Origin of the sequence: Caldanaerobius polysaccharolyticus DSM 13641 (genome assembly GCF_000427425.1) — a bacterium.
GTDB classification, from domain to species: domain Bacteria; phylum Bacillota; class Thermoanaerobacteria; order Thermoanaerobacterales; family Caldanaerobiaceae; genus Caldanaerobius; species Caldanaerobius polysaccharolyticus.
Window position 1 is genome coordinate 428,733 of sequence record NZ_KE386494.1, and the last position, 25,321, is coordinate 454,053.

Below are 25,321 nucleotides of genomic sequence, written 5' to 3' on the forward strand. Positions count from 1 at the left end.
AGGAGTGAGACAATGTCTATATTTAAAGGGTCTGGCGTCGCCATAGTCACGCCTTTTACCGACGATGGCGTCAACTATCAAAAGCTAGGCGAATTGCTGGAGTGGCACGTAAAAAACCACACCGACGCTATTATCATATGCGGCACTACCGGCGAATCCTCCACCATGACTGACGAAGAGCGAAAGGGCGCGATCAAGTACACGGTAGATAAAATAGCGGGCAGAATACCGGTTATAGCAGGAACGGGTTCTAACGACACGGCTCATTCCATCGAATTAAGCAAATACGCCGAAAGTGTAGGCGCTGACGCCCTTTTATGCATAACGCCCTACTACAACAAAACCACTCAAAAGGGCCTTATTTCCCATTTTACGGCTATAGCCGACAGCGTAAACATACCTATTATTATATACAACGTGCCTTCTAGAACCGGCATGAATATAACCCCTGAAACCTTAAGTGTGCTATCAAAGCACCCCAACATAAAAGGCGTAAAAGAAGCCAGTGGTAATATCAGCCAAGTAGCAGAAATCGCCAGGTTGTGCGGAGACAATCTGGATATATACTCTGGCAACGATGACCAGGTCGTCCCCATCCTTTCCCTAGGTGGGGTAGGGGTTATATCCGTAACAGCCAATATACTCCCCGATAAAGTCCACGAAATGGTCTACAAATACCTAAACGGGGACGTAAAAGGCGCCAGAGATATACAGCTGGAACTCAATCCTCTAAACAACGTCCTGTTCATCGAAACAAACCCCATACCTATCAAAACAGCTATGAACATGATGGGCATGGAGGTAGGCAAGCTCAGGCTGCCGCTAGTGGATATGGAGGATAAGCACAAAGAGTTGTTAAAAGAAACGCTGAAAAAGTACGGCTTGCTGTAAAAAGAGGCTAGAAAGGTGAATAAAACATGATAAGGCTTATAGTGCACGGATGCAACAGAAAAATGGGCAAAAACGTGGTCAGCGCCGCTCGGAACAACGGTGGATTTGAAGTGGTGGCAGGGGTAGATAAATTGGCCTCGGCCTCAAGGGAGGACTTTCCTATCTACTCCAGGCTAATAGAAGTAAAAGAAAAGGCTGATGTGGTCATCGACTTTTCCCACCACACGGCGATACCCGATCTCCTGGAAGACGCAACTCACATGAAAATACCTGTGGTCATCGCCACTACGGGGTTAAATGAAGCAGAGCACCACGTCGTCATTGAGAAATCAAACTACATACCCATATTCATGTCAGCAAATATGTCCTTAGGGATAAACCTGCTAATTAAACTGGTAGTGCAAGCAGCCCAGGTACTCTATAAAAGCAGCGACATAGAGATCGTGGAAAAACACCACAACCAAAAGCTGGATGCTCCCAGCGGCACCGCCTTTATGATTGCCAACGCCATCAACCAGGCCCTCTCCAACACACTGCACTTCACTTATGGCAGAAGTCCTCAAAGCGGCAAAAGGGAAAAAAGTGAATTGGGCATTCACGCCATAAGGGGAGGTACCATAGTAGGAGAGCATGAAGTGATATTCGCCGGTCCGGATGAGATTTTGGAAATAAAACATATAGCTCAGTCTAGAGCGATATTTGCACAAGGAGCATTAAAAGCCGCTGAGTTTATTATAGGGAAACAGCCGGGATTATACTCCATGAAAGACCTATTAGAGAAAGGATGAAATTATGAGTACACAAGAAGAATTCTTAAATGATCCTTATCAAATCGCTCGATATATAAAAAACGCCAAAAAATCCACGCCTGTAAAAGTCTACGTCGAAGGTAATCTCGACAAAAACACCTTTTTAAATTTTAAAGGCTTCGGATACGGTTCTTTCTGGGTTTTGTTTGGAGAATACGACGTAATCAAGGAATACCTGGAAAAGTACAAAGACATAGTAAAGGACTACGTCATAGAAAATGACAGGAGAAACTCAGCTATACCCCTTTTGGACATAAAAAGCCTTGAAGCCAGAATAGAACCTGGTGCTATTATCAGGGACATGGTGAAAATCGGCAAGAACGCTGTGATAATGATGGGCGCAGTGATCAACATAGGCGCTGAAATCGGAGAAAACTCCATGATAGACATGAACGCCGTCATAGGTGCCAGAGCTAAAATAGGCAAAAACGTGCACGTAGGTGCCGGAAGCGTTGTAGCCGGCGTTCTTGAGCCCCCCAGCAGCACTCCTGTTGTAATAGAAGATGGGGTTCTAATCGGAGCCAACGCAGTGGTGCTAGAGGGCGTCCACATAGGGGAAAAGGCAGTGGTAGCCGCAGGTTCAGTAGTCATAGAAGACGTGCCGGCAGGCATGGTGGTGGCAGGAGTACCAGCCAAAATCGTAAAGAGCGTGGACGATAAAACGAGAGATAAGACCAAGCTCCTGGAGGATTTAAGGGGATAAAGTATAAGCGCAGGTCTTGCCCACAATAGCTTAAAGGCCTGCGCTTATACTTTTACAACTGCTCAGCTGCTTTTTCGTCCGCTTCCACTTTTTCCATTTTTGATATAGAGACTTCATACGCGGTTTTAGTCACAACCTCATCTTCAGAAATTTTTTTCTGGTATTCCCTGCTTTGAACCCTACCCCATAGCCTGATCCTGTTCCCGATCTCCAACTTTTCACTGTACCTGGCATTTCTTCCCCAGGCTATCACAGGTATATAGTCGGATTTTTTATACGCTCTGTTAACAGCTATCAGCAAGTCGGTGATTTCTCTACCAAAAGGCGTAGACCTGTAGACAGGTTTCTTGCAGATATAGCCGTCAAGGAAAATCTCATTGGGATTTTTAACTACCACGTCGTCGCCGATCACTTTTAAATCCCTTACAAATACCGTAAGCACCAAATGCCTTTTGCCGTCCTCTGTTACTCTGTTGTAAGACCTGAGCTGCCCCTCCACCTGTAACCGCGTGCCTCTTTTTATATCCAGACCTTGTATAAGCCTTTCCGATATAGTCAAAGGCAATAAATCCTTGCTCTCACTTAACCTAGGCACTTCCATAGTGGTGCGGTAAAAGACTTCTCCAAACAGCTCATGATTGTACTCAAGATCTGATACAAGTTTGCCAACGAGATTGACAACGTTATTTGACAATTGATTCCCCGCCATTTCTCTCTCCCCTTCGGTCTTAAGTTTTCTATATAAATATATTATTTTTCAGAGTAATTATGATAATTAACTGTAAAGGGCAGCAAATATCTCCTCTTTTCTTTCCGGTTTAACCCTATCGCCTATCAAAAGAACAACGTCATTTTCCATGGCATTATCAACAGCATAGCGAATAGAATCCACAAAGTTTGAAAAATACACTTCATCCCCGCTGTTTAGATCTTTTAAATTTTTACCTATCCCAGAATTTAACACGTATACAGCTTTTTTCATGTTTAAAATGTGAAACCAATTTAACACACAATCGCGAACCCGACGATTAGATGCATAATCATCCGATAACTGGCATACCACCAGCAACCGGTTGTACTCAATAAACTGCAGCGATTCAAACACGCTGTCAAGACACTTTAAACCCGAACTCCTGTTGTCGATTACCGTAAATTTATCATCATACACCACTTCCATGCTGTGTTTGGCAACAAAGGATCTCAACGACTCTTTGATGTCCTTCACCTTTCTGCCTATGAGGATTAAAGCCGTAATTGCGGCAAGGGCATTGTACACCTGAAAAGCTCCTACCGCCTTTACTTCAAAAGGGTATTCAAAGGGTTCAACTACTCTTCCAGCAAGGGTCGCAATATTTCTTTGAAGACAATAAGTAAATTTGGTATTTTTTCGCGTGCACGATAAACTAGAAGCTGTAATGGTGGACTTGCCGTTTAATCCAAAAGTAATCACCGGCACTATATTGTTCTCAGACATTACATCAAGTATACGCCTCTCATCTGAATTCACCACAAATGTTTTGCCGTGGGAAACGCCTTTAATCAACTGTTTTATCCCGTCATTTACTTCAAGAGAACTATAGGGGTTGAGAAAAAGGTACACGTCGTTATTGTAGAATTCGTTCTTTGACAGGATATCATCAGAATTCATTTCACTAATCGCAGGAGTCTCAGACCTACACGCCGATTTTATCATGTCGCAAGTTGTAGACTTTCCCAATTCTCCTATTACAGCTATCCTATAATCCACAGCCATCAACTCCTTTAAAGCTGGTATTATTATATTAATCAAAGCCACAGATATTTATGTATAAAAAAACAGCAGGATAAACCTGCTGTTATCTGGCAAAAATATGATTGCCTATTTGAGTTACAATCGCTCTGGACCAGATCCACGGCGAAGAAACCTTAGCTGGATTGTAGTAATAAAGTGCTCCACCGGTGGGATCCCATCCGCTTAGCGCTGCATCGGCCGCTTTAAATGCCTCTTCATCAGGCTCCATGTAAAATTGCCCATCCATAACCGCAGTAAAAGCATAAGGTTGGAATATAACTCCTGCTATAGTATTAGGAAACCTTGGATCTTTTACTCTGTTCAATATAACCGCGCCTATTGCGACCTGACCTTCAAAGCTTTCACCGCGGGCCTCAGCGTATATTATCTTCGCCAGTAAATACCTATCCTGTGCGTAATTTGCATTATGGTTTGAAGCTCCACCTGAACTTGCCGCAACCCTTGGTATTATCAACTGTTGACCCGATACAATATAATCGCTCCAATAATTATTTGCCATCTTTATATCATTAACTGAAATGCCGTACTTTGATGCGATATCAGACAACGTCTCTCCATAGCTTACTGTATAAACGTCTCCATTTACAGGTATATAAAGTTTCTGGCCAGGCGTAATCAAATCGCTCCCCAGGCCATTCTCGCTTTTAATCGCATCCACGCTGGTGCCATACCAGCTAGCGATATCGTAGAGGGATTCGCCGCTACTCACCACGTGTTCCTTTGATGCAGCAAGCGCTTGCAGCGGCATCGCTATTGATGTAATCAAAACAGCGATAGACAAGATAATACATGCTACTTTTTTGTTCCTTATCATCGGCATCATTCCTTTCTAATAAAATTGCCGTGGCAGGCATGGCATGCAACTGCTAATATTATATATCTAAAAATATATTTTGTCATATATCATATTTGGGCATTATAATCCATATCAATTGATATACTGCCATATAATCATTTATACTCCTTTTTTCTCATGTATAATAGGTGATACCATTATATGGCGCACATTTAAAGCAAAGTTAAAGCTTGCAAAAACCTCGTACCCTGCATTAAAAATCTATAAAAGCACATATTATAAATGCAGCCTATAATCGAGGAGGCATTAAAATGGCTAAGGGAAGTATGAACAAACAACAGATGGTTCCGCAGGCCCATCAGGCCCTCGACAATATGAAGTACGAAATAGCTGCTCAATTAGGTCTTCCTGTAAAACAAGGTTCAGAAGACTACTGGGGCAACCTCACGGCGAGGGACTGCGGCGCTGTAGGCGGCCATATGGTCAGGAAAATGATAAGCTGGGCAGAACAAGCCATGGCCAATAATACACCTGGTTCTCAAATGCCCAAATAAAATATGGAGTAAAAAAAGAGAAGTGGTTATTACCCTTCTCTTTTATGATATAATGGTTAATAGGTGATGGGATGTGATAAACAGCACACAGGAATTAGCTGAAAACAAATTGTTGATTTTGTACGTGCTGCAGAGGGCCGGTTTGCCGCTAAGCAACGAGCAAATATCAGAAATCATGATGGACACAGAGAGCATGAATTATTTCTTATTGCAGCAATTCCTGGGCGAACTGCAAAGCAGCGAACATCTTTTTTTCGATACAAAAAAGTCTTGTTATTATATAACGCCTAAAGGTACCAATACCCTAAACCTCTTTTTACACCTTATAGACGAGGACAAGCGAAAGCGACTGGACAGATACATAGTTATAAACAGAGAGAGATTTAAACGGGAATTACAGATAACAGCAGACTACAAGCAGATAGCTAAAGACCAGTTCATCGTAACATGCAAGGTGGAAGAAAACAATATCACACTTATAGAACTTAAACTAAACGTGGTGACAAAGGAGCAAGCAAAATTGCTCTGCAGCAAATGGAACAATAAGGCACAGAAAATCTACGCTAATGTGATCCGCGAACTAACAGAAGACGAAAACATTGATAAAAAGCCCTAACTGGATAGGGCTTTTTTGCTTTTTGATTTCTTTCGACGGCTGTTACCTAAGGGCTGTACGTTTTCAATTTTAGATTTCAACTCGAATATCCTGTCCCTTAGCTCCGCCGCCTTCTCAAATTCCAGGTTCTCAGCTGCCTTTTTCATCTGCTCTTCTAGCAAAGCAATTGTCTCTTTTATTTGACTTTCAGCTAAAGCACCCATTTCAACCTTAGAGCGTTTATTTTCACCGGCTTTATACTCTTTCACATCTTCTGCTACAATCGTAGCTTCTATGATGTCTCGAACAGACTTGGAAATGGTCCTGGGTACTATGCCGTTTTCTTCATTGTACTTCATCTGAATCTGTCGCCTTCGGTTGGTCTCTGAAATAGCCCTCCGCATAGAGTCGGTTATCTCATCAGCGTACATTATTACGCGTCCTTCCGCGTTTCTGGCGGCCCTTCCAATTGTCTGGATAAGCGACGTCTCTGATCTCAAAAATCCCTCTTTATCTGCGTCCAAAATAGCTACCAACGAGACCTCAGGAATGTCAAGGCCTTCTCTCAGCAGATTTATGCCTATGAGCACGTCAAACTTTCCCAGCCTTAAATCCCTAACGATTTCCATCCTCTCTATAGTGTCAATATCTGAGTGCAAATACCTGACCTTTACGCCCACATCTTTCAGGTAATCGGTTAAATCCTCGGCCATCTTCTTGGTAAGAGTTGTAATTAATACGCGGTTTCCCTTGTTTATGGTCTTCTTTATCTCACCTATGAGATCGTCGATCTGTCCTTTTACAGGTCGCACCTCAACAGCAGGATCCACAAGGCCCGTAGGCCTTATAATCTGCTCCACCACCTGAGACGAATGTTTAAGCTCGTATTCACCGGGAGTAGCAGATACGAATATCAGTTGATTGATCTTCTCCTCAAACTCGTGAAATTTAAGAGGTCTGTTATCATAAGCAGAAGGCAACCTGAACCCATATTCCACTAGCGCATCTTTGCGAGATTTATCCCCGTGGTACATTCCCCTTATTTGCGGTATGGTTACATGGGATTCATCTATAAACATCAAAAAGTCATCGGGGAAATAATCTATAAGGGTAAAGGGCGGACTCCCTGGAGGTCTACCTGACAGATGCCTGGAGTAGTTCTCTATTCCCTGGCAGTAGCCTACCTCTTTTAGCATCTCTATATCGTACATAGTACGCTGTTTTAGCCTCTGCGCCTCCACCAGCTTGCCCTGAGACTCCAGCTCCTTTAAGCGCTGTTCAAGCTCGGCCTTTATGCTTTCTATAGCCCTATCCAGCTTGTCTTTAGATGTAGCATAATGGGAAGCAGGGAATATAGACACATGGTTTCTAAGGCCCACGATTTCTCCTGTTAAAACGTCAATCTCCGATATCCTGTCCACCTCATCGCCAAACAACTCTATCCTTATAGCCCTGTCGGCAGAAGAGGCAGGAAATACTTCTATTATGTCACCTCTTACGCGGAATTTACCTCTTGTAAAGTTCACGTCATTTCTCTCATATTGTATGTCTACAAGCCTCTTTAGTATCTCATCGCGGCTTTTTATCATGCCAGGCCTTAATGACAGGGTCATATTGGCATAATCTATAGGATCACCCAAGCCGTATATGCACGACACACTGGCCACTATGATAACATCTCGCCTTTCAAAAAGGGCAGATGTAGCCGAGTGCCTTAATTTATCTATCTCGTCGTTTATCGAGGCGTCTTTTTCGATGTACGTGTCGGTCTGAGGAACATAAGCTTCAGGCTGATAATAGTCGTAATAGCTCACAAAGTACTCCACAGCGTTATTGGGGAAAAACTCCCTGAACTCACTACAAAGCTGCGCTGCTAGCGTCTTATTGTGAGCTATAACCAGCGTAGGTTTTTGAACCTCCTGAATGATATTCGCCATGGTAAAAGTCTTACCAGAGCCAGTAACTCCCAAAAGAGTCTGAAATTTATATCCTTTTCTCACACCATCGCTGAGCTTTTTTATAGCCTGAGGTTGATCCCCCGTAGGCTTATAATCAGACACTATTTTAAACTCTCCCACAATATCACCACCTTTCTTGAGTTTCTACACCGTATGTCACCCTATTTTTCTCTTCAATGTCCTGAGCTCTCTTTCATGATCGCCGTACATGGCACTTAAACTCTCCTGTCCATCATACAAGATATCTAATCTCTTATTTATTTTCTCAAAGTTTTCGTTTATTTTACCCTCCAATTTCGCCATGGCAATTTTTATTCCATCAGTTTCCGCTTTCTGAATTTCCGATGCCTCTTTTAAAGCTCTCAGTATCTGACCATGTTCTTCCTGCTGCACCTTGATCCACTTTATATCCTCTCTCATGGACTTCTGCTCTTGCTGCAGCTGCCTTATATCTTCTCTCATTGACTTCTGTTCTTGCTGCAGCCCCTTTATGTCTTCTCTCATGGATTTCTGCTCTTGTTGCAACTGCCTTATGTCTTCTCTCATGGATTTCTGCTCTTGCTGCAGCCCCTTTATGTCTTCTCTCATAGATTTCTGCTCTTGTTGCAACTGCCTTATGTCTTCTCTCATGGATTTCTGCTCTTGCTGCAGCCCCTTTATGTCTACCTGAATGTTTTTCAGTATTTCCAATATAAGCTCTTCATTTGCCATAAGCACCCTCCCCCATCGCCTATCCTCAAGTAATATTATATCATTTATTTACACGTTAAAAAAAAGATTAAAATATTTTTATCAAGAAACAAGAAAATTCCTATATGCATATCTTTCTTTTGATTCTCTTGGCAACAGTGGCATAATCTAGCGCGTCCAAAAACCCACATTCACTTGTATTATAGCATATATACGCTTACGCAAATAGTAGTTGTTCAGTTCCATATACGTCAAAAGACGATCACTACACCTGCTCTTCATGGTCAATGCGCATTGTTAAAATAAATTGCAGGCAAAAAACAAAGACCAAGAAATCCCTTATAATAAAAAGGAATCCTTGATCTTCTAGTAATAAATATAGAAAAGTAACTAAATTCGATTTCATATATAATCTATTTTCTTTTATTATACCTTTCCAGTGCTGCGTTCTCTATCTTTACAGCCTCATCTATGCCCATGCTTTTTATCGTATTTACGTATTTACTCCATGTGCTGTCATTAATCGGCTCTTTGCCCATTATAAACTTACCCATCATCTCTAACTGATACGTATTGACCTGATTCATTATAGATGCCAACCTCTGGCTTTCTTCTTCCGTAGGTGTTATAGGCGGTAGAGTAAGAGAAGAGTCCGCATTTAACCACGTTTTCAGTCCTGCTTCTTTCTGTTGAGGAAATACCATTTGCTGCTCATTATACCTGGCATCTTGATCAAACGGGCCGGAAATACCAGACACAGGAGTCCATTGAAACAACGCCTGAGTAAACGCCAAGCCTTGAGGGTTTTTGGTAATAATGTCAGTATACTTTGGATATCCGTTTACCATCTTATAGCTCTGCCCTTCTATACCAAAATTCATAAGCATATGGCCTTCTTGGCTGTACTGGTAATCAATCCACTCTACTGTTTCTCTGAGGTACTTGTTCTTCGAACTTATAGCAACGCCACTACCCATAACTTTAAGATCTAAGTTTGTAGTAGTATATGGCTTTCCCCCTGGTCCTACAGGCCACGGCGCTCCTACAAGGTCAAAATTTGGCTGTTTTGGCTTCATCAACGTCAAGTATCTACCCATATTACCGCTCATTAAACCGAAATATGAACCTGCAAGATTATTTGTAACTTTGAAATCAAAGGCTTTATTATCATTGATAGCAATATCCTGGTCTATAAGCTTTTCCTTATACCACTGAGCCATGGTCTTGAGAAAATCCCTGTAAGCTGGTTGTATGGGGCCGTAATTTATCTTGTCATTGTCCATGTAAAAGCCGTTTAATATGCCCCACGCTGGTGCAAAATTTCCTAAACTCGATATCCCTTGGCCATTAGAACCGCTACCCGTAAAGGGTATTTCATCTCTTTTACCGTTACCATTAGGATCTTTGTCTCTAAAAGTCACCAGCACATTGTACCATTCATCAATTGTTTTTGGAACCTGCAAACCCAATTTATCCAGCCAGTCTTTCCTAAATTGCGGTCCCCAGTTGGCATGCATTACAGCACCAGCGGTACGTAACCACGGAAACATGTATATTGTTCCATCATCCAATTCTGCTTGCTTCCTCACCTCGGCATTTTCTTCCAAAATTTTCTTAAAATTAGGCGCATATTTGTCTATAAGATCATTTACTTTATAATTGAACCATCGCTTAGTGCTTTTCCTGGGCCACCGGGAATAGTCCTCCAGCTATAATAGATCATATCCGGCAGATTATTTGAAGCCATCATCAAGTTAAATTGGTCACTTTCCTGCCCTATCGGAGGATGTATCGGAGGATGTAAAAACTTTATGTGAATTCCCGTGCGTTTCTCCAGCTCTTGATAAGCTTTTATTTCGCCATAGTCTTTCATCGTTGCAGCTCCTTTTGAATCCATAGGTACCCAATACGTCAATGTAAGCGGTTCTTTAACTATGGGAAGTTTTATCTCCGTTATCTTATCGCTCTGACTGCTCTTGGCAGAAGAGCTCTTTTCGCCGCTCGATGACTGTTTGCTTCCACACGCCGTAAAAACTGAAAGCGCGAAAATCACACACAACACTATAATTAACGCTCTTTTAAGTGTCATTTATAATCTCCCCCTCTTAATTCTTTACTCACTTATCGTTCCTATCATTCTCCTTTTACAAAATATTTTAGTTCACCCCCCTCACCACAGGCTGTAGGTATCGTTTTCCCTATCGTGATTTATACTGCATATCACACTCCTTCATCCATCTTTGGCACCATATCCTTTTGCAGGTAGAATCACATATCTGTTATATCATATTAGTTTTACATTGGTATTGTGATTGTTTTTGTATTCAGAATTTTTCCGCTATTTCTTCTTATTGTTAATTATATTGACATTTTTGCCATAAATTTATATAATGGAAGTGAAATCGGTTGCACAATATTTTGCACAAATATAATTTATATGTAGGTAATATAATCTATAGCTAAATAATACTCTAGAAATCGATTGCACAAGGAGGTGGTTTTTAGCATGCATTAGATAAACTTTTTTACCTATAATTCTCTTCTGCAATGAGCTAAATTCAGAAAAGGGGGATCAAAATGGTCAATAAAAAGTACATCAGCTATTTGATCATCTTTTTAATGGTCTTCGCCTCTTTTTTAAATGCAATGCCTTCAAGGGCAAAGGCTGACACGTCACCTGTCATAGCAAATGTCGTCGGTAACTTTCAACAACAACTAAGCGACAGTGATTGGAATGTAAACAGCACAATTACTGTGATGACGTATAAAGGCAACGGTCTCTTTGAATATACGACACCTGTTGCGTTGAAAGCGGGTGACTATGAGTATAAAATCGCACTCAATCACTCGTGGGATGGAGGTGGAGTGCCTTCAAGTGGAAACTTAAAGCTACATCTTGATGCTGATACAGCAGTAACATTCTGGTATAATTACAACACGGCAAGCGTTACAAATTCATTAATTTATCAACCGATACCCCAGGATAAACTCCCGAGGCTTGTAGGCACAATACAGCCGGCTATAGGCGCAGGTAGTCAATGGAGCCCTGAAACATCAACGGCTATAATGACAGATGATAACTTTGATAATGTTTACCATGTTACCTACCGTGTACCCAAAGGATATTATGAATTTAAAGTGAGTTTAGGGCCTTCATGGGACGAAAATTACGGCCTGAACGGCGTCCGTGATGGAGCGAACATTTCTTTAAACGTTGCATACGATACTAATATGACATTCTATTATGATGCGGTTTCTCACCACATATGGACAGATTATAGCCCACCTTTAACAGGACCAGATAATAACATATATTATGACAGTTTAAAACACGATACCCATGATCCATTTTTCCGTTCGCCTTTTGGCGCAATAAAAATGGGAGATACGGTAGTCCTTAGAATACAGGCAAAAAACCACGATTTGCAAAACGCTAAGATCTCCTACTGGGATGATGTAAAAAAATCCAGAAGCGAAATACCTATGTATAAAATAGGTCAAAGTCCAGATGGCCAGTATGAATACTGGGAAGCAAAGCTGAGTTTTGATCACCCAACTCGTATATGGTATTATTTTATACTTCAGGACGGGACAAAAACAGCGTATTACGGGGACAATGACGAGCAACTTGGCGGCGTGGGCAAAGCCACAGATACCGTAAACAAGGACTTTGAACTGACTGTGTACGACAAAAACTTTGATACCCCTGACTGGATGAAAGGCGCTGTAAATGGAGATACATCCAATGACCATGTAAAGATATATAGCCGTGGATACGACCCGATAGAGTTTCACAACAACTGGAACGATTTGCCCGACAACCCTAATAATAAAAATAACCCTGGATACACCGGTGACGGCATATGGTCCAACGACTTTTTTGGCGGCGATTTAAAAGGCATAGATGACAAATTAGATTACTTGAAGAGCCTTGGAGTAAGTGTTTTATACTTAAATCCCATATTCGATGCCCCTTCAAACCACAAATATGACACAATAGACTATTCAAAGATAGATCCAATGTTGGGCACGCTGGATGTTTTTAAAAAACTCATGGAGGATGCCCACAGAAGAGGAATAAAAGTCATACTGGACGGCGTATTCAATCATACAAGCGATGATAGTATTTACTTTGACAGATACAGCAAATATCCCGAACTGGGCGCTTATGAGGCGTGGAAGCAGGGAGACCAGTCCAAGTCACCTTATGGAAGCTGGTACAAGATAAACAGCGACGGAACATATGAAGGCTGGTGGGGATTTGACAGTTTACCTGTAATTCAGCAAATTAACGGAAGCGAATACAATGTTAAAAGCTGGGCTGACTTTATCATTAATAACAACGATGCAATATCCAAGTACTGGCTTAACCCTGGCGGCAATCTCAATGACGGTGCTGACGGGTGGAGACTTGACGTTGAAACGGACGTTGCTCACGATTTCTGGGTTCATTTTAGAGATGCGATAAACACAGTAAAACCCCAGGCACCGATGATCGCCGAAAACTGGGGTGATGCATCATCAGATCTTTTGGGCGACTCGTTTAATTCAGTAATGAATTACCTGTTCAGAAATGCCGTTATCGATTTCATTATCGACAAAACCTTTGATGATGGAAGCACAGTACACCATCCCATAGACGCTTCAAAATTAGATAAAAGGCTGATGAGCGTATATGAGCGATACCCCTTACCGGCGTTTTATTCTACCATGAACCTTTTGGGTTCCCACGACACTATGAGGATATTGACTGTATTTGGGTATAATTCTGCTGACAATGCCCAAAATTCGCAGCAAGCAAAAGACTTAGCCATATCAAGGCTCAAACTTGCAACTGTATTGCAGATGGGATATCCTGGCATGCCCTCAATATATTATGGCGATGAAGCTGGCGCGTCGGGCGGTAAAGACCCTGACAACAGGAGAACTTTCCCATGGGGCAACGAGGATACTTCTCTACAGCAATTCTTCAAGAAAATAGCCAACATAAGAAACGATAATCAGGTATTAAAAACAGGCGATCTCAAGACATTATACGCCCAAGGTGACACTTACGTCTTTGGAAGGAGAATTATAAACGGCAAAGACGTTTTTGGCCAATCACATCCCGATAGTGCAGCAATAGTAGTTATAAACAAGGGCGATACAAAAGTTCTCACGATAGACACAACAAAGTTCATAAGAGACGGAGTTACGTTTACTGATGTTTTAAATGGTGGAACATATACGGTTCAAGGCGGACAGATTAAAATAAATGTAACCTCAATGAGCGGAGCGATACTTATCTCTGACCCTGAGCAGGACTTAACAGCACCTGATAAAGTAAACGACCTTGTGGCAGCCTCTGGCAATGGCAAGGTTGATTTATCATGGACTGCTTCCAACAATGCCAATAGCTACAACATTTACCGTTCCACAGTGGAAGGTGGACTTTACAAGAAAATAGCGACAGCTGTAACCACAACAAATTATACAGACACAACTGTCACAAATGGATCAAAGTATGTATATACAGTAACCGCCGTTGACGATAAAGGCAATGAAAGTGCGATGAGCAATGAAGCAACTGCCTACCCGGCGTATCCAATTGGTTGGGCAGGCAAGCTGTCAGACGTAACAAGTGAGCATATAATTGGCGTTGACAACCCTACAGAGGATATATTCGCTGAAGTTTGGGCAGACGGCCTTACAAATAAAGCCGGTCAGGGAGAAAATATGATCGCACAACTGGGCTATAAATTTGAAAGCGATAGCGATTATACGTGGATAGATGCCCAATATTTTAGCGATGCGGGCAATAACGATAAATACGCAGCCAAATTCTTGCCTGACAAAGTTGGTACTTGGTATTATACCTTCAGATTTTCTGATGATGCAGGGCAAAGCTGGACACAGACAGATGTTAAATCTTTTTCGGTCATACACTCCAATGATACAACAGCACCAACTGCGCCTTCGCTAACACAACCCGGCATTGAATCATCCAGAGTTACACTTAAATGGAGCCCTGCAACAGATGATGTGCAAATTGCGATGTACGAGATAATGAAATCGTCAAGTGAAAATGGGCCATACAGCAAGATAGCTACGGTTTCAAACGGCGTTTATAGTTATGCGGATACAGACGTCGCAAACGGCTCTGTGTACTTTTATAAGGTTATAGCTGTCGACACGTCCTTTAACAAAAAAGAATCAAATGCCGTAAGAGCAACGCCAGATACAGTGCCTATAAAAGTAACCTTTAACGTAACAGTTCCAAATTATACACCTGAGGGCGTAAACCTTGCTGGAAGCTTTCCAGACATTCTGTGGAATCCCAGCGCTCAATCCATGACAAAGGTGGGGCCAGACAAATACAGCTTAACAGTGACATTAAACGAAGGCACAAATCTGGAATATAAATACGCCAGGGGAAGCTGGGATAAGGTAGAAAAAGATGAATACGGAAACGAGATGGACAACAGAAAAGTGACAATTGTAAACCAAGGTGGAAATACTATGACAATTAATGATACCGTACAGAGATGGAAAGACATTCCGCTTTATATCTATTCTCCATCTGACAATAGCACCGTAAGTTCAGATGTAAGTTCTATTGAAATCAAAGGCAATACTTATAAAGGCGCAAAGCTAACTATAAACGGTGAGGATGTGTCGCAAGCAGAAAACGGAGATTTTATAAAACAAGTTTCGCTAAAATACGGCCTTAATTCCATAAAGATACATGTAGAGCCAGGTGACGACACCATATACGGAAATGATAAAAACCGTATTGCAGAGCTCATCAAAGATTTAATAATAAATATTACAAGGACTCTACCTAAAAATACTCAATCGACAACAGTTCTCGGCACACAACGGGGTACAGTGATTACATCTGGCAACCTAACAATACTTAAAGTAGATGCTGACAGTGTCATAAATGACATTGAAAATACAGGTGACAGTAACATTGTATTTGACTTAAACAATATCGGAAGCACTGAAAACAAGGCAGTGGAGTTTCCCGTAGCGGTGCTAAATGCCGCAAAGGATAACTCAAAAGATATATTAGTAAAGACAGGCGATGTACAAATAGTCCTTTCAAAGGATTCACTAGATTTAACAGGTATAAACAGCAGCGTACAACTTATAGTAGAAAATAAAGGTAAAGAAAGTGCAACACAGGAATTCTCGCCATTGACCAATACATTTGATATAAGCATAAAAGCAGGAGATAAAGATGCAAAAGTAAACTCTGGCACAAAAGTGACATTAAACATCAGAGGTGTAAAAGATGCAAGGAAAGCAGGAGTATATTACTACAACGAAGCAAGCGGTAAGTGGGAGTATGTGGGAGGAAAAGTTGACAAAGCAGCAGGTACTATCACGTTTAACGCTAAACATTTTTCAAAATACGCCGCGTTCCAGTACAGCAAATCATTTAAAGATGTGCCGGTAGACTTCTGGGCAAATGATGCTATAAGCGTTCTTGCTGCAAAGCATATTGTCAAAGGAACCGATAATCAACGCTTTATGCCAGAGCAAAAAGTAACAAGAGCAGAATTTGCTGCGATGATGATAAGGCTTGTGGGAATACCGGAACAGCCATACAGTGGTAAATTCAGTGATGTAAAAGCAGGAGATTGGTATGCTAATACTATTGAAGCAGCTTATAAAAACGGCATTATGCTGGGTTACGGTAACACTATGAGGCCTGATGACAGCATCACACGTGAAGAAATGATAACAATAGCAATGAGGGTATACGGAAAATTAGCACCATACAGTGAAAAAAGCATTGTTGAAATACCATTTTCTGATAAAAATCAAATAAGCCAATGGGCGGTAAAAGCCGTTTCAAACGCTTATAATCTTGGTTTAATATTTGGCAGATCCAGTAATACATTTGCTCCCAGAGATATTGCGACAAGGGCAGAGGCTGCAGCTCTAGTCTACAGGCTAATTGATAAAAGTGGCAATCTATAAATAAAGGGGCATCCAACAGGATGTCCCTTTATTTATTTACATCACCTTAAGTATATACTTACCCCCCGGCTGTATTTCTATATCAAGTACTCCATTTGATACGGCATATTCTTCGTTGTTATATAAATCAAGCACTTTGCCTCCGTTTATTTTTAATGATATTTTTTTCGCCCGTTCCCCTTTGTTAAAAACATTTATTATTTCTTCATCATCTAAATACCTGCTATACGCGTATACATCATGATGGACTAAAACCGTCCTGTATTCTCCTGCCCGCAGGGCTCTGTTTTCTTTCCTGATCTTAATTAACTTTTTGTAAAATTCAAATAGATCCTTATTTATTCTGTCAAAGTCAATTGTCCTCCTGCAATCAGGATCATTGGCACCTGTAAGACCGGCCTCATCTCCGTAAAATATCATAGGTATACCTATACACGTCATCTGGAAAAACACTGCCATCTTCATTTTCTCGATATCTCCGCCACATTCATAAAGAAATCTGCACGTATCATGGCTATCAATCAGGTTTAAAAGTATCGTGCGGATATACTTTTTGTATCTTACAAATAAATTATTTATCAAATAGTCAAATTCATAGGTGTCTATGGCATTTTTGGCAAAATAATCAACAAGTATAAACATAAATGGATAATTCATGACAGAGTCAAATTGATCGCCTTTTAAGTAGCTCTCACCTCCATCCCATACCTCTCCGATTATAAATGCGTCTTTTTTTGCCCGCTTGACTTCATTTCTAAATCTTCTCCAGAAATTATGGTCTATTTCGTTGGCCACATCAAGTCTCCAGCCATCGATATCGAAATTCTCTATCCAGTACCTCGCTATGCCAAGCAGATATTCACTAACCTGTTCATTTGCAGTGTTGAGCTTGGGCATATTTTTTACATAACCAAAGGTCTCGTACTCATCTCTGTTTTTTATAAAATACCAATCTCTATACCTTGAATTATCCCCATTCTCCATAGCATCTTTAAATGCAAAAAATTTATCGCTTGTATGGTTAAAAACCGCGTCCAGTATCACCTTTATGCCTCTTTTATGACATTCATCTATCAGCTTCTTAAAGATCGCTTCATCACCAAAATTTTCGTCAATTTTGTAATAGTCTATTGTATCGTACTTATGATTGCTGTCGGATTTAAAAATAGGAGTTAAATATATACGGTTAATTCCCAATTCACATAGATAATCAAGTTTTTGGATGATCCCTTTTAGATTGCCGCCAAAAATATCATCGCTTTTGGGCTTTCTAAACCACTGACTGTCAATATTCTCTTTGTAAAATCTATCCACAAATATCTGATAAAAGATGGAATCTTCCCACCAGTCATACTTGTGATAAATATCGCCTCTACATATATAGGGGAACATATAGTACCTATTCCTGTCAGCAGGCGGCCTTTCAGAAAAACGATCCCGGCAGAAAATCTTCACTTCATCACCGCTAATCAATTTAAAAAAGTAACATATCCTGTTAAAGGGAGGCGTTATTATAGTTTCATAGTAATCAAATAAACTGTCGCGATATGCTACCGTCATTTCCTTTTCATACATATTTACTGGATTATCGGGATCGTATCTATCACCGTAGCAGAGAATCACTTTATCTATATCCTCTCGCCCTGTCCTGAGTTTTATCACAAGGCTTTTTTCATCAATAGGATATGCATAGGTGCTGTCGCTTTTATGAAATACTGCCTCTTTTATCATATAAAGCCCTCCTTCTCGTGTTACTTCCATTGCTCTGGTGTAATATTAAAATATTTAGCCTTTTACTGCACCTGCGGCAAGGCCTGACTGTAAGTATTTCTGTAAGGCCATAAATATTATCACAAGCGGCAATGATGCCACAACAGATGCTGCAGCAAATAATGTCCAATGAGCTGCGAATTGATTTGTTATAAACCTCTGTAAGCCAAGGGCCACTGTATAATTTTCAGGTGATTTTAATACTACACTGGATAATATAAATTCACTGTATACACCTATAAAACTAAATAAGAATATTACCACAAGCATTGGGCTCGCAAGAGGCAAAATTATTCTTATAAATATCTGCCAATACGATGCTCCATCAACAAGTGCTGCTTCATCCAATTCTTTTGGAAGACCATCTATATAACCTTTTAAAAGCCAGATGTTAAATGCACTTCCACCAGCAAGAACTAATATAAACGCATAAAGATTATCAAGTAAATTCAATTTTGCAAGTATCCCATAAATAGCTGGCAATGACATAAACGTAGGAAACATCTGTAAAATCAATAATGCCATTAAGCCGTTTTTTCTTCCTACAAATTTCATCCTACTAAATGCATACGAAGCGGTTGATGTCAAAATAATTTGTATAATCGCCACGCCAAAACACAGTATCAAGCTGTTTTTAATCCATATCAAAAATTGTGTCTTTTTAAATAAATCAACATAATTCTGAAAACTTATTTTATTGGGAAAAACTGTCCCTGAAAAGAACGCGTCGCCGCTTGCTAGTGATGCACCAACAACCCATGCAATAGGAAACAATATTATTATTATAAAAGCCCATATAATGACCCTGCTTATCCATAATGCAGCTCTCTCATTGGGACGCATTTTATGGTTGGGTCTATATCTTGCCTTGCTTTGAGTGTTTCTTCTTGAAATATTCATTCCAGTGGTAATATCCACTTAGTTCACCTCCTCAAACGCATGTGTCATCCTCATATTGATGTAGCTTAATGTACCAACTATCAGAAATATTATTATGGATAATGCTGATGCCAGGTCATATCTATTGAATTGCATTGTCATCTTATATGCCGAGCTTACCAGTAAATCTGTTGTACCAGCAAATGCGGTATCGGTTCTGGGCGGTCCACCACCAGTTATAAGAAATACCGAACCGAAATTATTAAAGTTAAAGGCAAATGAAGATATTATAAGTGGCAAAGCAGATGTCATAAGCATCGGCACTGTAATAAGGCGCAACTTTTGAAACCATGTAGCACCATCAATATCCGCGACCTCGTAAAGCTCTGGCGGAATCGCCTGTAGCCCACCCAGGGATACGTTCATCATAAATGGATATCCCATCCACGTACTCGCTAATATTATACCTACCTTAGCCCAGAAAGGATCAGTTAGCCATGGTATTTTAGCGATGTGTAAATAGCTTAATATCGTATTTATTCCGCCATACTCTTGATTTAAAAGCCCTTGCCAAGCAAGTATAGCAATCGTCGACGGCAATGCCCATGGTATAATAAGTATTGCTCGATATATATTTGTCTCCCACATATTTTTGTTGTTTAATAAAACCGCTAAAAATAATCCAACAATATAATTCGTAAATGTTGCTATTAATGCAAAAACAACAGTCCAGATTAATACGGGTAAAAATACCGTTTTTAATGGTCCGTTAATAATATCAATAAAATTTTTTAAGCCAACAAATTGATATTGTTTAAAATGATTTAGACTGAAATTTGTAAATGCTATATAAATGGTATACGCAATAGGTAAAAAACTTAAAACTGTCATAGACAAAATAGCTGGCGAAAGAAATGCATATGGGGTTAATTTATCCCTTATATTTCTTCCCTCACCCATGTTATTAGCAACCCTCCTTTTTAACGGGGCCGTAAGCCGGCCCCGTTTACTATCCTTACTGCATTGTTGCAATTCCCTGTTTAATTTGGTTAACCATATCGTTTGCTGCCTTAGCAGGTGTAGCCTTCCCCGACGTCACAAGCTGCAATGCGTTTCCTGCCGGCGTCCAAACTGCTTGCATAGCTGGTATATTCGGCATTGGCTGAGCATTTTTGCCTTGTGTAGCAAAAGCATTCATAATTTCATTATTCTTTACCTCATCACTATTTAATACCGATGTCAATACAGGAATTCTATTTCCTGTTTCAAATAATGGCAATGCCGTATTTTGCGCAAGGTATTTCAATAAATCCCAAGCTTCTTGTTGATGCTTTGAATTGGCGCTCACAAATGCCGCCTGTACACCCGCAAATGTGGGTATCGGCTTACCATCCAACGTTGGCATTGGAGCTACTTTAAACTTTACATTAGCTTTCTTAAATCCATCTACATCCCATGGTCCGCCTATATATAATCCAATTTTTCCACTCTGAAAATTACCTTTTGCCATATCACCTTTAATATCAGCTGGCATAAATTTATACTTTACAACAAAATCTTTTATCAATGACAACCCCTTTTTAGCACCATCGTTATTAAGCCCTATATCATTAGGATCAAGTTTGCCACCATTTTGTTTAAATACATAACCACCATTAGCAGCGATAAACGCATAACTAAAATAGAAATTATTCACATCATATTGAAATCCCACTTTTTTACCCTGTTCAATTAAATCATCCATTGTTGCTGGAGGCGTAGCAACTTTATCTGTATTGTAAAATAATGCATAAGTTTCCATCGCCAATGGCACAGCATACATCTTGCCATCAAAGGAAACTGCATCAATGCTCATCTGAACATAATCAGACTTGTTTATAACACCGTCTGGGACCTCTGCAAGCAACCCTGCTTTTTGAAATGTTCCAAGATTATCATGGGGCAGGCCAAACATTATGTCTGGTCCCTTACCACTCTGTGCTGCTGTCGAAAATGCCTGAAAGTCGCTTTGATCCGCTAAAACTTTAACCGAATTTCCTGTCTCTTTTGCCCATTTATTAGCTATTTCTTGAACTTTTGCTATCTCAGGGTCTGTTAAATGTAACCATACTACAAGTTTAACTGATCCTTTCTTTGCATCCGATGTTGACCCTTTATTAGATGAGGTCTCACCAGTTTTACCATTACTACAACCTGTCAATAATGTTGATAAAATTAACGCTATAATCGCAAACAATGCAAATAATTTTGAGAACTTTTTCATACTAACCCCCTCAATCATTATTTAAGATATTGTTCAAAACATTTATTCATACATATTAAATCTCTTCGAAGTACCACCTCCCTTTTTTACGCCTTTATCTAGCGCTTCGCTATAAAACAAAAAGATGCATAGCATTTGTGCGCAAGCGATTGCGCTAATAAAATAAAATTTATCCCCGCAAGGTGGAATTGCGAATAACCAACCTTGCTGGGATTATCGCTCTATTAAAGCTCTTTACATGGCTTTTTATATAAATCATAAGCATTTCAAAAGCTTTTGCACCCAGATCAAATGCATTTACATCTACAGACGTAAGGGAAGGAGTAAAGTAGTCGCACAGAGGAACGTTATTAAATCCCGCAACAGCAATGTCATTTGGAACTTTAATACCCTTTTCTACTAATGACTTTATCGCTCCAAAAGCCAGAAAATCATCGCATGCAATTATAGCCGTTGGCTTTTCCCCTCTTTCAAAAATTCTCTGCATAAGGTTATCTCCTGTATCATTCATAAACTTTCCTTCAACAATTAAATTCTCATTAACGGCTATATTATTATCCTGTAAAGCTTTTTTATAGCCTTCCAATCGATCCAAAGTCACAATATATTGCGACGATACGCCAATAAATGCAATTTTATTATGTCCCTGACTTATCAAATAACTGGTCAAATCGTACGAAATATCGAAGTTATTATTATCAACCCAGTTTACCTCATTTTCATTAACCGGCCTGCCCACTACTACAAAGGGAAAGTCTATTTTTTTAAGCGCAGCAATAGCAGAATCCTTTACTCGAGATGTAAGCAATATAATACCTTCTACCAGGCCGTTTCGTGTAAAATCCCTAATTATCGCTTTCTCTTCTTTGATGTCTGATGCCCCTGAAATGAGTATTTTATATTGATTTTTATACGCGGCTGAAGTAATACCTCTTAATATCTCTGGATAAAAAGGATGCTGAAACGCTTTCTCCGTATTTGAAGGAATAAGCACCGCGACTATTCCCGTGGATTTATTTACGAGAGAACGCGCTATGACATTAGGATGGTAATCCATCTCCTTCATAATTTTTAAAACCTTCTCCCGTGTAGCGCTGCTTATCCTGGGATTATTAGAAATCACTCTTGACACCGTAGAAGGTGAGACTCCAGCAGCTTTCGCTATATCGTTTATCGTTACTGCCATCCATTCACCACCTTGTGCAATCGTCTGCTCTACTCATATTCTATCATCATAGCAATTTGAAGTCAATACGAATTGGCATTTTTTTAATATAAAATCATTTTGATTAAAAAAACGGCTATGAAAGAAGCCGTTTTTCGCCTTTTATCGCCTGTATTGGTGCAATGTCCTGGGTAACTTCCACAGTCCCCATGTACTGCCCGTTTTCATCTCTTAAGGCAAAATACCTGATATACACGTATTTATCTCCAAGCCTTATATAGAAATCCTCATGGTCTTTTTTCCCCAATTTAAAATCATTTAAAATCTGCTCAACCACATGTACGCTGGCAGGTGGATGGCAGTGCTGGACTTTTCGGCCTATAACCGATTTTGCCCTGGGAAAAATCCTCTCTCTGCCGTTAGAAAAATATTTGACCACATCGTCTTTATCTACAAAGGTAATATCAAAAGGCAAATTGTCAAACAAAACACTTATTTCTTTAGGCGTTAACACGCCGGTATCAAATTTTACGTGCCCGATGGAATCTTCTCTGGCTAATTGATACCCTTCTTTTGCTTCCACGTTTACCCTTTCTGGTTTCCATAAGGGAACTACGTCAATAAGGCAGTAGCCTATATCATCGCTTTCTTCCATTATGTTTACCCACTCGTTCTCTGCCAATGTTTCCAGTGCCATAGGTAGCAGAATATTCTCTTCTTTGAATATCATTTCAAGGACCTTAGTTAAAGCAGCATTTATGTCATTTATTAATTGAGTTTTTCTATCATCGCTGTAGTTTAACAACCCCTCCCGTACCGATTTCAGCATTCCCCTTATCTCATCATCCACACCCCACATGACACTGGGCGGACCTGTAATCCCGTACTTTTCAAGATAAGGAAAAAGCAATAGTTCTTTTCTCTTATAGTGCTTGTCTACGTCCATCAATAAATTGAATTTTTCCAATAGCTTTAACGCTGTTTCTTTATCGCCTTTTTTACTCAATTCTTGGACAGTGGGTTTTATATGTTCATTAATCAGTTTTTCAACTGCCCTGTTTTCCTCTTTGAATGTATGAACAGGGTGACCTGGTATGGTTTCGGGTTTTTCCAGCTGCTCTAGGGATTCTTTAAATACCGCCGCATGTACATCGCATAACCTCTGTACTTCTTTTACATCTAGGCCTTCATTTATTAGCTGCTGTTCTATCATCGATAATTCCGTATGGGTAATTCCGTCAATGACTTCTTTAAACTTTTGCTTTACTTCGTCAACGCTCTTACCTCTATGCAGTTCCCTTATGACTTCTTTAAGCATTTGCTGCCTATGCTCTCTGTTGTTAATTAACTCGCTCATTTTTCTACCTCCTATCCAGTTATTAATTATTATTATACGCCCCAAACCATTTAATACATGTGAGATACATCACATTACTTTCACAAACAAAAAAGCGCCTTGTACCGGGTTTCAAAGCGCTTTTTAATGAATTTTTAGTTGCTATCGTACTTAATTAGACCATTACCATTAAAGCTCAGGGCAACTATAATGCTAATAGCATTTTTCCAAGCAGAGAAATTCTTGAGATCCAATCATACATGGTTAGCAAATTATGGTTTTGTCAATTTACATTCCGGTTTTCTTAATGTTTTTTCTCTTTCAACTATTGCCTGTTCATACCTTGCAATTTTATAATTCAGGCGTTCCAGCGTTTTCTTCATATCTTCTATTCTTTTTATGAGCTGGTTACGCTGCTCGATTAAGAGTGCTTTTCTTGCCTCAATGGTTTCATCACCCTGTTGAAACAATGCAACATACTCAATCAATACTTCAATTGGAAGACCCGCATTCCGCATACATTTGATAAATTCTATCCACCTGCAGTCTTCTTCCGTAAAATCCCTGATTCCGCTTTTATTACGGTTCACATGAGGAATCAGTCCGATGCGTTCATAATAGCGGATTGTATCCTGGGAAAGGCCAAATTTTTCACTTACTTCTGCAATTGTCATGTAATTTCACCTCCTGATATCTGAAATTATAACAAATGCCCATAAATCTTTGCTATTTTAAATTGTTATATTCTTCATCAGTTACGGGTTCCATCCATTCGACGTTTCCCTTTTGGACATTAGTACTTATGGCAATATGTGTAAACCAGCTATCCGGTGTAGCACCATGCCAATGTTTCACATACGGACGAATCTTTACTACATCTCCTTCATGAAGCACCTGTACCGGCTTGCCTTCTTCCTGATAATACCCTTTCCCACCGGTAACAAGCAGAATCTGGCCACCGGGATGCTTATGCCAATTATTTCTTGCGCCTGGTTCAAAAGTAACATTACCTATCGAGCAATTAAACGTGTCGTCATTAGAAACTAGCATTTCAAGCCATACTTGCCCTATGAAATTCTCATTCGTAATTTTTTGACCTTTCGGGAAGATTACACTTTCACTTAAATTATTTGATTTATTCATATTTATTCT

21 protein-coding genes are annotated in these 25,321 nt (G+C 40.0%); 6 read left to right on the forward strand and 15 right to left on the reverse strand.

All coding sequences use genetic code 11. From position 1 onward, the window contains the following. Nucleotides 1–12: 12 nt before the first annotated feature. From dapA to dapD, 3 genes are read left to right on the forward strand one after another with little or no spacing between them, the layout of a single operon-like run. Entirely contained in the window at nt 13–891 is an 879-nt protein-coding gene (gene dapA, locus CALPO_RS0103090) for a 4-hydroxy-tetrahydrodipicolinate synthase (RefSeq protein ID WP_026486020.1), read from the forward strand. Between the two features lie 26 nt (nt 892–917). Beyond that, entirely contained in the window at nt 918–1,679 is a 762-nt protein-coding gene (gene dapB, locus CALPO_RS0103095) for a 4-hydroxy-tetrahydrodipicolinate reductase (protein ID WP_026486021.1), read from the forward strand. Nucleotides 1,680–1,683: 4 nt separating this feature from the next. Further along, nucleotides 1,684–2,403, forward strand: a complete 720-nt coding sequence (dapD, locus tag CALPO_RS0103100) for a 2,3,4,5-tetrahydropyridine-2,6-dicarboxylate N-acetyltransferase (RefSeq protein ID WP_026486022.1) — start codon at nt 1,684–1,686, stop codon at nt 2,401–2,403. Nucleotides 2,404–2,455: 52 nt separating this feature from the next. On the opposite strand, the gene CALPO_RS0103105 is transcribed toward dapD, so the two are convergent. From CALPO_RS0103105 to CALPO_RS0103115, 3 genes are all read right to left on the reverse strand, one after another. Beyond that, a complete protein-coding gene (locus CALPO_RS0103105; RefSeq protein WP_026486023.1) occupies nt 2,456–3,112 on the reverse strand; it encodes a single-stranded DNA-binding protein in 657 nt (218 codons plus the stop codon). Between the two features lie 66 nt (nt 3,113–3,178). Beyond that, on the reverse strand, nt 3,179–4,150 hold the full coding sequence (locus CALPO_RS14120) for a Mur ligase family protein (RefSeq protein WP_169736179.1): 972 nt from the start codon (nt 4,148–4,150) through the stop codon (nt 3,179–3,181). An 88-nt stretch (nt 4,151–4,238) separates the two neighbouring features. Further along, complete coding sequence (locus tag CALPO_RS0103115; protein ID WP_169736180.1) at nt 4,239–5,009, reverse strand: cell wall hydrolase; 771 nt, start codon at nt 5,007–5,009, stop codon at nt 4,239–4,241. 293 nt (nt 5,010–5,302) lie between these two features. Between CALPO_RS0103115 and CALPO_RS0103120 the strand changes: the two genes are divergently transcribed. Then, on the forward strand, nt 5,303–5,545 hold the full coding sequence (locus CALPO_RS0103120; RefSeq protein ID WP_026486025.1) for an alpha/beta-type small acid-soluble spore protein: 243 nt from the start codon (nt 5,303–5,305) through the stop codon (nt 5,543–5,545). A gap of 73 nt (nt 5,546–5,618) precedes the next feature. After that, a complete protein-coding gene (locus tag CALPO_RS0103125) occupies nt 5,619–6,161 on the forward strand; it encodes a DUF4364 family protein (protein WP_026486026.1) in 543 nt (180 codons plus the stop codon). On the opposite strand, the gene uvrB is transcribed toward CALPO_RS0103125, so the two are convergent. The 4 genes from uvrB to CALPO_RS14580 form a co-directional block, all read right to left on the reverse strand. After that, on the reverse strand, nt 6,158–8,218 hold the full coding sequence (uvrB, locus tag CALPO_RS13145) for an excinuclease ABC subunit UvrB (RefSeq protein ID WP_051585802.1): 2,061 nt from the start codon (nt 8,216–8,218) through the stop codon (nt 6,158–6,160). The two genes, CALPO_RS0103125 and uvrB, sit on opposite strands and share 4 nt — an antisense overlap. Before the next feature lie 36 nt (nt 8,219–8,254). Next, complete coding sequence (locus tag CALPO_RS14125; RefSeq protein ID WP_051585803.1) at nt 8,255–8,809, reverse strand: hypothetical protein; 555 nt, start codon at nt 8,807–8,809, stop codon at nt 8,255–8,257. 392 nt (nt 8,810–9,201) lie between these two features. Further along, nucleotides 9,202–10,359 carry a type 2 periplasmic-binding domain-containing protein gene (locus CALPO_RS13150; protein ID WP_051585804.1) on the reverse strand — a complete coding sequence of 386 codons (1,158 nt, stop codon included), beginning with the start codon at nt 10,357–10,359 and terminating at the stop codon, nt 9,202–9,204. A 77-nt stretch (nt 10,360–10,436) separates the two neighbouring features. Further along, nucleotides 10,437–10,877, reverse strand: coding sequence for a hypothetical protein (locus tag CALPO_RS14580; RefSeq protein WP_051585805.1), 441 nt, complete (start codon nt 10,875–10,877; stop codon nt 10,437–10,439). A gap of 488 nt (nt 10,878–11,365) precedes the next feature. On the opposite strand from CALPO_RS14580, the gene CALPO_RS0103145 reads away from it, so the two are divergent. After that, entirely contained in the window at nt 11,366–16,756 is a 5,391-nt protein-coding gene (locus CALPO_RS0103145; RefSeq protein ID WP_026486028.1) for an alpha amylase N-terminal ig-like domain-containing protein, read from the forward strand. A gap of 36 nt (nt 16,757–16,792) precedes the next feature. Here the strand turns inward: CALPO_RS0103145 and CALPO_RS0103150 are convergent, their stop codons facing one another. The 8 genes from CALPO_RS0103150 to CALPO_RS0103185 all read right to left on the reverse strand — a co-directional run bounded on the left by CALPO_RS0103150 (nt 16,793) and on the right by CALPO_RS0103185 (nt 25,312). After that, on the reverse strand, nt 16,793–18,487 hold the full coding sequence (locus CALPO_RS0103150; RefSeq protein ID WP_026486029.1) for a glycoside hydrolase family 13 protein: 1,695 nt from the start codon (nt 18,485–18,487) through the stop codon (nt 16,793–16,795). A 54-nt stretch (nt 18,488–18,541) separates the two neighbouring features. Then, nucleotides 18,542–19,426 carry a sugar ABC transporter permease gene (locus CALPO_RS0103155; protein ID WP_026486030.1) on the reverse strand — a complete coding sequence of 295 codons (885 nt, stop codon included), beginning with the start codon at nt 19,424–19,426 and terminating at the stop codon, nt 18,542–18,544. Between the two features lie 18 nt (nt 19,427–19,444). Further along, complete coding sequence (locus tag CALPO_RS0103160; protein ID WP_026486031.1) at nt 19,445–20,365, reverse strand: carbohydrate ABC transporter permease; 921 nt, start codon at nt 20,363–20,365, stop codon at nt 19,445–19,447. A gap of 55 nt (nt 20,366–20,420) precedes the next feature. Then, on the reverse strand, nt 20,421–21,668 hold the full coding sequence (locus CALPO_RS0103165) for a sugar ABC transporter substrate-binding protein (protein ID WP_026486032.1): 1,248 nt from the start codon (nt 21,666–21,668) through the stop codon (nt 20,421–20,423). Nucleotides 21,669–21,837: 169 nt separating this feature from the next. After that, a complete protein-coding gene (locus CALPO_RS0103170; RefSeq protein ID WP_026486033.1) occupies nt 21,838–22,854 on the reverse strand; it encodes a LacI family DNA-binding transcriptional regulator in 1,017 nt (338 codons plus the stop codon). Nucleotides 22,855–22,969: 115 nt separating this feature from the next. Continuing rightward, nucleotides 22,970–24,190 (reverse strand): DUF438 domain-containing protein, encoded by a 1,221-nt coding sequence (locus CALPO_RS0103175; RefSeq protein WP_026486034.1) that lies wholly within the window; start codon nt 24,188–24,190, stop codon nt 22,970–22,972. A 251-nt stretch (nt 24,191–24,441) separates the two neighbouring features. After that, on the reverse strand, nt 24,442–24,843 hold the full coding sequence (locus tag CALPO_RS0103180; protein ID WP_026486035.1) for a MerR family transcriptional regulator: 402 nt from the start codon (nt 24,841–24,843) through the stop codon (nt 24,442–24,444). A 52-nt stretch (nt 24,844–24,895) separates the two neighbouring features. After that, nucleotides 24,896–25,312, reverse strand: coding sequence for a (R)-mandelonitrile lyase (locus tag CALPO_RS0103185; protein ID WP_156940126.1), 417 nt, complete (start codon nt 25,310–25,312; stop codon nt 24,896–24,898). Nucleotides 25,313–25,321 lie beyond the last annotated feature (9 nt).